The 13,275-nt window shown below is 53.0% G+C and carries 13 protein-coding genes; 8 read left to right on the forward strand and 5 right to left on the reverse strand.

Going from position 1 to position 13,275, the window contains the following annotated elements:
- Nucleotides 1–10 precede the first annotated feature (10 nt).
- From JFL75_RS14835 to JFL75_RS14855, 5 genes are all read left to right on the forward strand, one after another.
- On the forward strand, nt 11–625 hold the full coding sequence (locus tag JFL75_RS14835) for a lactate utilization protein (RefSeq protein WP_215627459.1): 615 nt from the start codon (nt 11–13) through the stop codon (nt 623–625).
- Between the two features lie 21 nt (nt 626–646).
- On the forward strand, nt 647–1,579 hold the full coding sequence (locus JFL75_RS14840) for a LysR family transcriptional regulator (RefSeq protein WP_215627460.1): 933 nt from the start codon (nt 647–649) through the stop codon (nt 1,577–1,579).
- A gap of 145 nt (nt 1,580–1,724) precedes the next feature.
- Nucleotides 1,725–3,086 carry an acyclic terpene utilization AtuA family protein gene (locus JFL75_RS14845; RefSeq protein WP_215627461.1) on the forward strand — a complete coding sequence of 454 codons (1,362 nt, stop codon included), beginning with the start codon at nt 1,725–1,727 and terminating at the stop codon, nt 3,084–3,086.
- Between the two features lie 4 nt (nt 3,087–3,090).
- The gene (locus JFL75_RS14850; RefSeq protein ID WP_215627462.1) at nt 3,091–3,396 is read left to right on the forward strand and encodes a DUF4387 family protein; all 306 of its coding nucleotides are present in this window, start codon (nt 3,091–3,093) and stop codon (nt 3,394–3,396) included.
- Between the two features lie 24 nt (nt 3,397–3,420).
- Nucleotides 3,421–4,716 carry an SLC13 family permease gene (locus tag JFL75_RS14855; protein ID WP_215627463.1) on the forward strand — a complete coding sequence of 432 codons (1,296 nt, stop codon included), beginning with the start codon at nt 3,421–3,423 and terminating at the stop codon, nt 4,714–4,716.
- Between the two features lie 36 nt (nt 4,717–4,752).
- Here JFL75_RS14855 and JFL75_RS14860 read toward each other — a convergent pair whose 3' ends face one another.
- From JFL75_RS14860 to JFL75_RS14875, 4 genes are all read right to left on the reverse strand, one after another.
- The gene (locus JFL75_RS14860; RefSeq protein WP_215627464.1) at nt 4,753–5,952 is read right to left on the reverse strand and encodes an enolase C-terminal domain-like protein; all 1,200 of its coding nucleotides are present in this window, start codon (nt 5,950–5,952) and stop codon (nt 4,753–4,755) included.
- A gap of 11 nt (nt 5,953–5,963) precedes the next feature.
- Nucleotides 5,964–6,815, reverse strand: coding sequence for a carbohydrate ABC transporter permease (locus JFL75_RS14865; protein ID WP_215627465.1), 852 nt, complete (start codon nt 6,813–6,815; stop codon nt 5,964–5,966).
- A complete protein-coding gene (locus tag JFL75_RS14870) occupies nt 6,808–7,728 on the reverse strand; it encodes a carbohydrate ABC transporter permease (protein ID WP_215627466.1) in 921 nt (306 codons plus the stop codon). The genes JFL75_RS14865 and JFL75_RS14870 overlap by 8 nt, the downstream gene beginning before the upstream one ends.
- A 102-nt stretch (nt 7,729–7,830) precedes the next feature.
- Nucleotides 7,831–9,123, reverse strand: coding sequence for an ABC transporter substrate-binding protein (locus JFL75_RS14875; RefSeq protein WP_215627467.1), 1,293 nt, complete (start codon nt 9,121–9,123; stop codon nt 7,831–7,833).
- Nucleotides 9,124–9,334: 211 nt separating this feature from the next.
- Between JFL75_RS14875 and JFL75_RS14880 the strand changes: the two genes are divergently transcribed.
- Both JFL75_RS14880 and JFL75_RS14885 read left to right on the forward strand, forming a co-directional pair.
- Nucleotides 9,335–10,084 carry a FadR/GntR family transcriptional regulator gene (locus JFL75_RS14880; protein ID WP_215627468.1) on the forward strand — a complete coding sequence of 250 codons (750 nt, stop codon included), beginning with the start codon at nt 9,335–9,337 and terminating at the stop codon, nt 10,082–10,084.
- Nucleotides 10,085–10,112: 28 nt separating this feature from the next.
- Nucleotides 10,113–11,180: a lactonase family protein gene (locus tag JFL75_RS14885; protein ID WP_215627469.1), complete on the forward strand. Its 1,068-nt coding sequence runs from the start codon at nt 10,113–10,115 to the stop codon at nt 11,178–11,180.
- Here JFL75_RS14885 and JFL75_RS14890 read toward each other — a convergent pair.
- Nucleotides 11,167–11,730 (reverse strand): YdcF family protein, encoded by a 564-nt coding sequence (locus JFL75_RS14890; RefSeq protein WP_215627470.1) that lies wholly within the window; start codon nt 11,728–11,730, stop codon nt 11,167–11,169. The genes JFL75_RS14885 and JFL75_RS14890 overlap by 14 nt on opposite strands.
- Before the next feature lie 294 nt (nt 11,731–12,024).
- Between JFL75_RS14890 and JFL75_RS14895 the strand changes: the two genes are divergently transcribed.
- Complete coding sequence (locus JFL75_RS14895; protein ID WP_215627471.1) at nt 12,025–13,257, forward strand: ROK family transcriptional regulator; 1,233 nt, start codon at nt 12,025–12,027, stop codon at nt 13,255–13,257.
- Nucleotides 13,258–13,275: the final 18 nt, after the last annotated feature.

Genomic DNA, 13,275 nt, shown 5'->3' on the forward strand with positions numbered 1-13,275 from the left:
CTTTACTCCTATGGATACGGTTGAATCGGTCCTAACCAATCTGCGGAAAAACCGGATTCCCGGCAAATGTTTTAAAACTTCCCGGGAGCTTTTCGGATACCTCGGGAGTTTTCTGTTTCCCGGCTGCACCGCCGGGGCCGGGGACTCGGTAACCCTGGAACAGCTCGGGGTCTACGATTATCTCCGTTCCGGAAATTGTGTCTTCCTTGACAAATACACCGAAGGAATTACAAAGAATGAAAAACGGGCGCTGTATCTCGCTAATTTCAGCGCCGATTTTTTCTTTTCCGGAATCAATGCCCTTTCTCAAACAGGAAAAATATTTAATCTCGACGGAAACGGGAGCCGGGCCGCTCCCATTATTTACGGACCGAAAAAAGTATTCCTCCTCTGCGGAACAAATAAAATTGTTCCCGATGATGAGGCGGCGGTCCTCCGCGTCCGGAACACCGCCGCGCCGATGGATGCCCGAAGGCTCGGACGGAAAACACCCTGCGCAAAAACCGGCCGGTGTATGGACTGCGCCGGCCCGGAAAGAATATGCAATTACATGACGGTAATCCAGGGACAGTTCGACGAGAACCGGATTGAGGTTCTCATCGTTGAACAGGATCTGGGTTACTGACCGCCGGACGGGGACGGAATTATGGATATAAAAGAATACAAATATATTCTGACGGTCATCCAATGCGGCAGTATTTCCGGCGCCGCGAAAAAGCTTAATATTTCCCAGCCGTCGTTAAGCATGTACATCCGGGGACTGGAAGACAAATCGGGAATAAAATTTTTCTACAAGGTTGAAGGAAATCTGCGCTTAACTTCCGCGGGGAAACTGTACATTGACTACGCGCAGAAGATTGTTGATCTTGACGCCGCGCTGTCCAGGGACCTGCGGAATATTCAGAACCTGGACGGCGGAGAGGTTACCATCGGAGTTACCGCCACAAGAGGGACTTTCTGCCTGCACGAAATTCTGCCCCTTCTCAAAAAACATTATCCGGCGATAACGGTAAAACTTATCGAGACCGCTTCGGCCCATCAGCTGGAAGAGCTCGTCCACCACCGGCACGTTGACTTCGGTCTGGCGAATTTCCCTTTCCGGCATTTTGCCTTCGATTACGATGAATTGTTCCCCGAAGAAATAGTTATGGCGGTTCCGGCGGATTCTCCGGTTCTGGAACAAACACAGTCCAGGCCGGAATGCTCCCTTCCCTGGATAGATCTGAGAATTCTCAAGGATGAAAATTTTATTCTGCTGAAACAGGGGCAGCGGATGCGCCAGGCGGCGAACGATCTTTTTGCCGCCGCCCGGTATGAACCGAAGATCCGGCTCGAGACCAGCAGCGCGATTACGGCGTGCAACCTGGCTGCCGCGGGGATGGGACTCGCGTTTATTACATCGACGTATTTGACTATCAATCCCGGATCGGGATTAAAACTGCTGTCGGTCGGAGAGCCCCCAATAATCTACAAATTTACCGCCGCCTATGAATCAAAGGAAACGTTATCGCCCTCGGCCCAGGCGCTGATCAATGTGATTAAAGAATTTTATAAACCTGAACGTATGGGCTTGTTATAGGTTTTATCTATATTTTTTATATATTATTAATATTTTACTTATGATATGAGGGGTGCTATGGTTGAATAACGCTATAGCATCCCTTTTTTATGCAAAAAAGGGCAAACCGTCGGAACGGATTATTCAAAATACGAAGGTGGCTGAAATGAACGTATGTAAGGTATTTGTGCCATTCGGTGCCATGGGAACCGGAATAAGCAAGGACGCTTTTGACGGCGGCATCCAGCTTGGCCCTGACATCATTGCCTGTGACGCGGGATCCACGGATTCGGGGCCGTATTACCTGGGGACCGGTCTGGGAAAATACGCCCGGGAATCGGTGAAGGAGGATCTGCGGATGATGGTCCTCGCGGGGCACAGGCTTGGTGTCCCGGTGGCCGTGGGCAGCTGCGGAACCTGCGGCAGCAATATCGGTGTCGATGACATCGCGGCAATGTGCGCGGAAATATGTGAAGAAGAAGGAATTTCACTGCGGGTCGCGAAAATTTATTCCGAACAGAATCCGGAAGTTCTCAGGGAAAAATTCAATAAGGGTAAAATCACCCCTCTGCAGGCCGCACCGGAAATTACCGCAAAAACCTTTGATGAATGTTCCCATATTGTCGCCCTGGCCGGAGCGGAACCTTTTATCCGGGCGCTGGAAGAAAAGGCCGATGTCATTCTCTGCGGAAGGGCAACGGACACCGCGATTATTGCGGCCATGCCCATTCTGCGGGGATGCGATGAAGCCGCCGCCTGGCACGGCGCGAAAATCGCCGAGTGCGGCGCGCTGTGCTGCGTTGACCCCATGGGCGGTGTTTTCCTCACCTTCGATGAGGAAGGGGTCACCGTTGAGGCGACGGCGCCGGGCAATCGCTGCACCGCGTATTCCACGTCGGCTCATATGCTCTATGAGAATTCCGACCCCTTCATCCTGACCGAACCGGGAGTGGCGGTTGCTGTTGAGCACGCCCGCTACACAGAGATTGAAGGAACCAAAGTCCGGATCACCGGCGCCTCCATCGAGAAGAAACCCTACACCATGAAGCTGGAAGGCGCTTCGCCGTCGGGCTACCAGACCGTATCCCTGGTGGGAATCGCGGACCGGCGGATCATGTCGGATCCCTGGCGCTGGATAAACAGCATGAAGGACCATGTCCAGAAGCGGCTCGACCGGATCGGTCTGTCCGGCGGATACAGCTACGCCTTTAAGCCCTACGGATTCAACGCCGTCACCGGCGAGGATCTCGCGCCGGGGAGTTTCGTACCCAAGGAGATTGGGCTTATCTTCATCGTTACCGCGGATACCCAGGAACTCGCCACAAAGGTCGCCAAAGTTTTTAATCCGATGCTGCTGCATTATCCCGTAAACCAGGATGAACAGCTTCCGTCTTTCGCGTTTCCATTCTCCCCGGCGGAAATTGAACGGGGCCTGATTTATGAGTTCAGGCTTAACCATGTGGTGCACCTCGCTGATCCGCTTGAGCTGGTAACCATCGAATATACCGATATCGGGAAAAGAGGGTAAGGGTATGGCAACAATTTATCAGACCGCAAAATACATCCGCTCAAAAAGCGCGGGACCGTTCTGGTTCACCATCGATATTTTCTGTGACGGTCCGGAGCGTTTCGCGGAATTCAAGAACTCAAAAAATATCCGCGCCGAAACCTTCGCCCGGATATACGGCGCGGAACCGGACCAGGTCAAACTGTTTTTCGTTCCCGATATCAACGTAATCAAAATATCGATTCCCCGGAAAAATCCCCAGGGATACCGGTATGAGAAGGACATGCACGGAGGGCAGCAGTATACCCTCATTCTCGATGTGGAACTGTAATCTTTTATTTTTAGGGGGATTCCTATGTTAGCCATTGTCGGATTTATCATGATCGTTGTTATGATCATTCTGCTGACAAAATTTAAAATGCTGCCGGTGACGGTATTCGTAACACTGCCGATTATTTTTTCCCTGATCCTCGGAAAAGGATTTATGCAAACTATGGAATTCGCCGCCTCGGGCATCGGCAAGGTTCTGCCCATCGCGGCGCTGTTTATCGGTTCCATAACCTATTTCGGCATTATGGGAGACGCGGGCCTTTTTGACGGACTTATCAAATGGCTTACGGGAAAAATTAAAAACAACCTGGCAAGCGTCCTGCTGATTACCGCTTTAATCAGTCTGGTCACCCACCTGGACGGCTCCGGAACCACCACCCTGCTGATTACCATTCCGGCAATGCTTCCGGTAATCGACGCGCTCAAAATCCGTCGGGTCACTTTATGGTTCACCGTAACTTCCGTGGTAGCGGTGATGAATATCCTTCCCTGGGCCGGCCCCATGGGCAGGATCGGAACCGTGGTCGGCCAGGATCCGGTAACCCTCTGGAAATCCGTCATACCCCTTCAGATTCTCGGTCTCGTACTGGTCGCGGCCAACTGCGTGCTCATAGCCCGCCAGGAAACGAAACGCGGGTACTTCGACGCGTCCGGCACCGCTTCGGTAAACCTCAGGGAATTTACCGAAGAGGAAAAGTCCCATAAACGGCCGAAACTGATCTGGTTTAATCTGCTGTTAACTGTTGGTGTGCTGGTTCTGCTGTTCCTGGGTGTTCCCTCATACCTTCCCTTCGTCCTCGGCGCCGGTCTCGCTCTGATCGTAAACTACGGCAAAGGCGGCTCAAAGGCACAGACTGCCCGGATCAAAGCCCAGGCTGCGAATATACTACCCATGATTTTTACCATCATCGGCGCGGGTATATTCATGGGTATCCTGGGCGGCACCGGCATGGTAAAGGCCATGGCGGAGGTTATTATTTCCGCGATCCCGAACGCTTTCGGAAGGATCATTCACATTGTTATGGGAATAATCTCGATTCCCCTGGGAATCGTATTCGATACGGACACCAAAATTTTCGGCATCCTTCCGGTACTGATTGAAATCGGTTCACACTTCGGCGTGGATCCCGTAAAGGCGGGGCTCACCATGTCCCTGGCCCACAACTACGGCGTGGGCCTGTGCATGACCAGCGCGACGGTTTATTTCGGCATGGGCCTCTGCGGCATTGAATACGGTGAAGGTCTTAAATACGGTTTTATCCGGCTCTTCGCGATAGGAACAATCGTTATCCTCGCCGGAGCGCTTGTCGGAATATTGTAACTCTAAAGCGGCGGCGGCATGCCGCCGCTTCCTGTCTCACGGCCGCTGCATGGACCCGTCGGGCCGCCGCATCTCGAGCCACGGTGTGAGGATATTCTCGGCGGGATACTTCAGGGCAAGTTTTTCATTGAATTCAATGCCAAGGCCGGGTTTGTCATTGGCGCAGACATACGCGCCTTTCAGTACCGGTGTGCCGGGAAAGATCTCAAAGAGAATTTCCTCCAGATCGGGCCATTCCTGAATCCCGAAATTGTACACAGCCGTATCAAGATGGACGTTGACCGTATGGCCGACCGGAGACATATCGGGGGAGCCATGCCAGGCTGTCCGGATTCCGAACTGTTCGCAGAATGCCGCCGCTTTCCGGGCCGGTGTTATACCGCCGACCTGTGATATGTGTATCCTGATAAAATCAATAAGCCGGTCTTTGACGAGCTCTTCCCATTCCACTGGGTTGGTGAACAGCTCTCCCATGGCCAGGGGGACCGATGACTGGCTCCGGATATGGCGGAACCAGCCGGCCTGATCCGGCGGAAAGATATCTTCCAGAAAAAACGGCCGGTACTGTTCGAGGGTCTTTACCAGCCACGGCGCGGATGAAACGGGTATCCGCTCGTGCACATCGTGGCACAGCTCCACGGTATCCCCCAATTCCTTCCGGACCGCCTCGAACATGGCCGCCGCGTCATAGCCGTACTGAACCGGGTCAAAATAAAATCCCGGCGCGGCGTTTTCCGGGGCCCGGTCACGGGTTTCCTTTTTATTGAAATTGTCCCACTGAATACGGATATACTGGGTTCCTTCCTCTTTGAGGGCCGCCGCCTTTTCGACAACATCCCCAAGGACACTGCCCTGGGCGTAGCGGTAAACCGGAACAGCGTTCCGGGCCTTTCCTCCCAGCAGATCGTACAGCGGCATACCCGCCATTTTGCCTTTTATATCCCACAGGGCAATGTCGATACCGGCGATGGCGTTGTTTGTTACCGGGCCGGTCCGCCAGTAGGACGCGGTGCACAGCATTTGCCAGGTATCCTCGATTTTTGAAACATCCCTGCCGATCAGGAGCGGCTTGTAGTATTCCTCAATAACCGAAGCCACCGCGTTGTACTGGTAAGTAAAAGTGGCGCATCCCAGCCCATACAGTTCCGGTTCCGAAGTGTCGATCCGGACAATTATCAGATTAAAGCCCGCCGGCCGGGTGGTTACTACCCGGACATCCCGTATTGTTACAGCCATGGTTTGTTCCTTTAAGTTTTTACTGCGCCTGACGTAAGGCCGCTGACGAAATATTTCTGCAGGCAGACGAACAGGACAATCAGGGGCACACTGGCTATCAGGGACGCCGCCATCATATCGTTCCACAGTATCTGCTGAAACCCGTTCAGTTCCGCGATCCCCACGGAAATGGTCCGCATCTCCGCCGAATTGGTCAGGATAAACGCGAACATATATTCATTCCACGAGGTAATGAACGAATAAAGTGAAGTCGACGCGATGCCCGGAAGGGTGAGGGGCAGGATAACTTTATAGAAAGTCTGCCACGCGTTGCATCCGTCAATGGTCGCCGCTTCGTCCAGGTCCAAAGGCAGGGATTTGAAGAATCCCATCATCATCCAGGTGCAGAACGGTGTGGTGAATGAAATATACACCAGGATGAGTCCCATGTGTGTATTGATCAGCCCCAGGGAATTGATGACGCTGTAAAACGGAACCAGGAGCATCACCGACGGAAACATCTGGGTTATCAGCACAAAGGCCATCAGGGAATTGCGTCCCCGGAATTTGAACCGGGTCACGCCGTATCCGGCGAGGCATGAGCAGAACACGCAGATGATCATGGAAGCCAGCACGACAATGATGCTGTTTTTGAAAAAAGTCGCGAAGGGGTAGGCGATCCACAGCCGTTTAAAGGAGTTGAAGTCAATATGCTTTGGTATCCATACCGGCGGTACGGTCATGGTTTCGGCATTGCTCTTGAAAGCCGTGGAAACCATCCAGAGGACCGGTATGAGTACCAGCGCCGAGAACGCCAGCAGAACTGCGTAAACCCCAATGTCCCCGATTTTTCTGCGGAGCAGGGCTTTTTGGTTGTTATTCACGGTCGAGTATTCTCCTGTACAGATATCCGAGGATATAGCAGATAAAGAAAACGATAACCGACATTGCCGCGGCTCTGCCGAATTCAAAATTATCGAACGCTTCCTTATAAATAGCGATACTTACAATGGAGGTATCATTTCCGGGGCCGCCGCCGGTCAGCACCCAGACCAGGGTATAATGTTTGAACCACCAGATGGTATCCAGCACCAAAGTGACCATAAGCACCGGCCGCAGGCTGGGGATAACTATTTTAAAAAATGTAGCGCTCCGGGAAGCGCCGTCTATTTTAGCGGCATCGTAGAGGTCCGCCGGAATTGCCTGGAGCCCCGCCAAAATCATCAGCATGATCATGGGGTACCCTTTCCAGATACAGACCGCCGCCACCAGAGGAAAAGCGGTCCCCGATGTCCCGAGCCACGAAGTCGGCCCGTCAATGACGCCGATAAATTCCATAAAATGCGTAAAAATTCCGTACAGGGGATTGAATATCCATTTGAACAGCAGGGCAATGACACTCTCGGGAAAAAGCCAGGGAAGCAGCAGGATAATTCTGAACAGTGTTCTTCCCTTAAACTGCCGGTTCAGCAGGACCGCCAGGATCATGCCGATGGAAAAATGGCCGAGGACGACCCAGAACGTAAACCGGACCGTGGTACCCAGCTGCTGCATAAAATCCGAGCTGGTGAACGCCTCGATATAGTATTTGAGGCCCACAAAATCCCATCGCTGGATAAGATTGGTTTTAAAGAAACTGATATAAAAACCGTAGAGCAGCGGGTACACCACCAGCAGCGCCAGAATGGCTACGGTGGGAAAAATAAAAATATACCCGGTCAGTTCTTTGTTTGAAAGAATCTGTCGTTTCCGGTTCGCCGGTAAAACCGTACCGGCGGAAATGTTCCTGTTTGCCACGCGCCGCTCTCTTTGCCGCTGATAAAATATCCTGCCGCCGCTTTTAAAAAACGGCGGCAGGCGGCTCCCGGAAAAACTTATTCCGGGAGCTCCCCGCAGATGCTAATTATTCTCTTCAAGAATCCTGGTCGTTTTTGTGGTCAGCTTGCTGTATGCGCTGTCCAGGGTTTCGCTTCCCGCCAGAATCGTTGAATACGCTTCCCCTATGGCGTCCAGGAGCGCCGGATACGCGGGGAACGTCTCCATTTCAACACAGTAATCCATGGCTTCCAGGAATCCCGAGAACAGGGGCGAACTGAAGAAGGGATCACTGGCCGCGTCGGTCCGGGTGGGCATCCGGCCGGTCTTTCTGCCGAAATCAATGGCATTCTGCCTGTTAGTGATGAACTTCATATAATCCGCCGCCACATCCTGGTGCTGGCTGGTCTTGGTGATAGTGTAGCCGCCGATACCGGAAATGGAAATATGCTCCTTGTCCCTTGGAATGACGAAGCTTCCCAGTTTCCCGTCAAGGCTTGGATTCTGTTTTGTGATGAAGCCCAGGGAATGGGGGCCGGACAAAATCATGCCGGTCTGTTCCGTTGTAAAGAGGGTCATGGAGCCGGCGTAGTCAACTTCCACCGGACCCGGAGGAACGACGCCGTGTTTGGTATACAGTTCGGTGAACAGTCTGAGGCCGTTTTTAAAGGCCGGGGTGCTGATATCCGAAACCCATTTGCCGCCGGCGCCCTGGTAAATTTCATCCGCGCCGAAGGATTTGCTGATCAGCACAAAGCGCTGCTCGCCGGAATTGTTCCGGGTACCCACCATGCTGAAGGCCCATTTATCGGTGCGGTTGTCGCCGTTGGTATCCCGGGTCATCTTCTTGGCGACTTCAATGAACTGATCCCAGGTTTCCGGAATGGCGAGCCCCAGTTCCTGGAACCAGTCCAGGCGGTAGATTACGGCGTAGGGCGAGGCGTACCAGGGAATGGTCATCATCTTTCCGTTGATTTTCGCGTCCCGCAGAAGGTTCTGGTTGTATCCGTCCAGCCATTCCTTCCCTAAAAGACCTTCCAGGTCGGCCACAATGTCCATGGTGTACAGCTGCGGCATAAAATCATTGGGCACAAAGAACATGTCCGGCAAGTCGTTGCTCGCCGCCAGGGTAACCATGCGCTTTGAGATTTCCGGCGCCGGTGTGGAAATAAACTTAATCGTCACATTGGGGTTGAGCCGCATATACTCATCCGCCAGGGCCTGTTCCAGTCCGCCTTCGGGGTCCTCGGTTACCATGGCGGACGCGATGGTAAGGGTGATCTTGCCATCGGTATCCGCTTTTTTGTTATTTCCGCAGCTGAGCAGACTGACTATACAGAGCATGCCGCAGAGCAACCATAGAGGTCTTTTTTTCATCTCCGTCTCCTTTGTACAATGAATAATAGCCGTATCTGTAAGTCTTAAGACGTAACACATAATACGACTTATGATTTAGCAGAATAAACCAGGAAGACAATTTTGTCAAATTTATTTATACCCCGGATGCATAAATCCTGAATATTATTTGACAAAGGGGATTAAGGAAATTACTATAGCTGTATGCCGTATTACAGGTAAAGGAAAAAAAATGGAAGCTATCCCGAAGCAGCGCATTGACGATATCGTGTATGACCGCCTGCTCGCAAACATACAAGCCGGGACCTGGAAGAGCGGGGAAAAAATCCCCTCAGAGCCGGAGCTCTGCAGAATGCTTAATGTCAGCCGTATCTCCGTGCGCAGCGCCATCCAGCGTCTCAGGGCTATCGGCCTGGTGGAAGTCAAACAGGGAAAGGGTACCTACGTTATCAGCCCGGAGGAAATATTTAGCTTCTCCGATTCAACCCAGGTTCTGGACCTGACGGAAAAGGAATTCAACGAGATCAACGACCTCCGTGAGGCGATCGAAACAAAATCCATTCAGCTCGTTATTGAGCAGAACGGAAAGGCAAACCTGAGCGGCGTTGAGACCGCGTACATGAACATGAAAGAAGCCCTCAGGAACCGCGACTACGAGGAATACACCCGGAACGACTATTTGTTTCATCTGTCCATTGTTATTGCGGCGAACAATGACATTTTCATCCAGATAATGAATATCGTTAAAAAGCAGTACTACAAGTACTTCAGGGAACTGAATAAATTCATGTTCGACGATTCCAAATCAGCGGAGGCGCTGATTAAAAATTCCGGCGGCCCTTCGGACTCCCATACAATTCTGTATAATTACCTCACCGGAAAGCAGGAAGTGGATGGAAAGGATCTGGTAAAGACTTTTACCTCAGGCAACAAGAAGCGGTTCGCCGCGTATCTGCGGAAACGCGGCCAGACCGAAGGGTAAATTCTTTCCGCGGCCACAGGAGCAGGTTATGAAAAAGACGGCAGGATACCTCGGGGCGTATACCGAAGATTCCTACAGCGGCAAAGCCGAAGGAATTTACACCTTCACCTTTGATACGGATACCGGAGAAGCCGGTTCATTTTCCCTGGCCGCCCGGAGCGTTAATCCTTCGTATTTGTGTCTCCATCCGTCGGGAAATTTCCTCTACGCGGTAAACGAACTGGGCGGTCCCGGCTCCGGCGAGGTCAGTGCCTACGCGGTCGGTCCCGGGGCTCAGGAGCTTTCATTTTTAAACCGGGTTCCCAGTGAGGGAGACGATCCGTGCCATTGTATCTGCACCTCCGCCGGGGACCGGCTTCTGGCGGCGAATTATTCCAGCGGCAGTGCGGCTGTATTTCCGGTTAATGCCGGCGGCTCCCTCGGAAAAGCCCTGCAGGTGCTGCGGTTTTCCGGATCGGGTCCGAATAAAAAAAGGCAGGAAACGCCCCACGCCCATTCGGTCTTTTTCGATGCTGAAGGCAGGTTCGCCTTTGTCTGCGATCTGGGAACCGACCGGATCATGGCATATTCCTGTGTTCCCGGACCGCGGCTGACGGCGGCGGAAGTACCGTGGTTCTCCGCGGCTCCCGGCGCCGGCCCCAGGCATGCCGCGTTCCACGGTTCGGGAAAATTCTGTTACCTGTTCAACGAGCTCGATTCAACTATTTACGTTTTGGGATACGAACCTTCCGCCGGAAGCTTCGCGAAGATACAGGAAATTTCCGCTCTCCCGGCGGGCTCCGCCGCGGAAAGCCTCGGCGCGGCCATCGCCGTCTCTCCGGACGGCCGCTTCCTGTACGCCAGCAACCGGGGCCACAACAGTATCGCCGTCTTCAGAATCGATCCCGGCGCCGGAACGCTTTCCGCGGTTGACTGGGTCGCGTCCGGCGGTTTATTTCCCCGGGATTTTACCCTGGACAGTACAGGCCGGTTCCTGCTGTGCTGCAACCGGCACAGCCATAACCTGACGGTCTTCCGGATAAACAGCGGAACCGGTGTGCCTGGGATGCTGAAGTCTTATGAGGTGCCGTCGCCGGTCTGCGTTAAGCTGGGGTAACGCGGTAGTTCTTTTTCAGATACTCGATCGCCTGGGTTTCATGTTCACGGAGGGAACGCAGCAGGTTTTCATCCAGTTCCGCATCGGATGCGCCGGAGAAATCCAGAGTGACGCCGCTGTCCGCGAAAACTTTTTCCGCGATATACCGCGCCCGGGGTACATGGAATTCCGATGTCACAATGATGATGTTTCTGATACCGTATTTAAGAATCAGCGGCCGGGATATTTCCAGATCCTCCACAGTGTTGCCGCTCTCCGCGGCCTCAGGCAGAAACGCTTCCTCCGGAACCGACCGTTCCCGGAGAAGGAAATCCCGGGCGTATTTCCAATGGGGCTGATTGGTTTCGTTGAAATGTTTTCCGAAGCCGCCGGTCAGGAGAATCCGGAATCCGGGATGGCGGTTCAGTTCCCCGGCTCCCCGGGTCAGCCTGGATTCCGCGATCGGAGAAAGGTTTCCTTCATTATCATTGGGAGAACCAAGTATGATAATACAGCCGCGGGCTGTGTTTCCCGCCGGCGTACCGCTTCCGGTATCCGTATCGTGTTCCATGCCGGGTACTGTACCATATCCGCCGGATTTGATGTATCCGATCCGTGAGTGATCTGCCGCTGTCCCGCTTCAAATGCACGGATTGTTTCCCGCGCCGCAGTTTGCATCTCTAGACCCATAGACCGGGAGCTTAAATCATGATATAATTATATATCAGTTAAACAGTTACCCTCCTGACGCAGTTTATTATGTTGCATGAATAAACAATATAGTTTATAATTTGCAGAATATTGTTAGATTAGTAAATGATATTCTGCAGTTTCGCTGCATAAAACCGCAGAATTCGGGGGGCTTATGATCAATAAACAGGAAAAGAATTCCGATCTCGCTGTTTTTTCCCTCCTGTCCCTGATCAAGGAACACGGCTCTATCTCCCAGGTCCGGCTGAGTGAGCTCAGCGGGTATTCCCGGTCTACCGTCTCCATAAACTGCGACAAGCTTCTTTCCGCGGGCTACATAATCAGCGATTCCTCCAGCACCACGAATAAACGGAAAAATATTGAGTTCAGGCTGAATAAAAATCTGGGTTACGTGGTCGGCCTTGGCCTGGGGGGATCAAGCTGCCGGATAGCGCTCTTTGATATTGAAGGAACCATGATTGAATCGAACCGGATCCCCGTGGATCTTATGTGCGGTCCGGAACCGGTTCTCGAAGGTATCTGCGCCGATATTGACGCCATGCTCAGGAAGCACAAAAAAAAGAACACCCCCCTTCTGGGAATCGGCATGGGGCTGCCGTCGCCGGTTCAGTACGAAGAAGGGGTTGCCTTCCATCCGGCGTTTATGCCGGGATGGCATCTTTTTCCGGTAAAAAAATTCCTGAGCGACCGCTACGGCTGCCACGTTTTTATCGATAACGAAGTCAACACCCTTGCCCTGGGGGAATTCGCCGAACTAAAAGACCGGAAGCTTAAAACCCTCCTGTGCGTAAAAGTCGGAACCGGAATCGGCGCGGGTATAATTATTGACGGTAATATCTACCGGGGCGAAAAAGGCGGCGGCGGAAACATTGGCCACATCCATGTTGACCATGACAACACCCCCTGTTCCTGCGGAAAAACCGGATGTATCGAAGCCATCGCGAGCCTGCCGGCGGTGGAGCGGCGGGCGGAACAGCTGGCTGAACGCCATCCCGAATCCCTGCTGGCGGAGGTTCTCCGGAAGCAGAAAAAAATAACCATCACCGACATCCGCCAGGCGGCGGATAAGGGCGACCGGCTTTCTTTGCGGCTCATCCGGGACGCGGGTACTACCCTGGGAAACCTTCTGGGGAAGCTGATAATTTTTATTGATCCCGCCATGCTGATCATTGCCGGCCGCCTGACTGTCCTTGGGCCGACCTACCTGGATTACGTCCGCAAGGCGACCCTCAATGAGGCTGCCCCCTGGGTTGGTGCCGCCTTTGCCATCGAATTCTCAAAACTAAAGGAAGACAGCTCCGCCTCGGGGGCGGCGCTTCTGTGTATCAGCGAACTCTTCGGCCGCCAGCTGATTACGAAAATCGCCGGACGGCCCGTGGGCGCCTGAAAAACGGACACAAAAAAA

Source organism: Breznakiella homolactica, from assembly GCF_016616095.2.
Classification (GTDB): domain Bacteria; phylum Spirochaetota; class Spirochaetia; order Treponematales; family Breznakiellaceae; genus Breznakiella; species Breznakiella homolactica.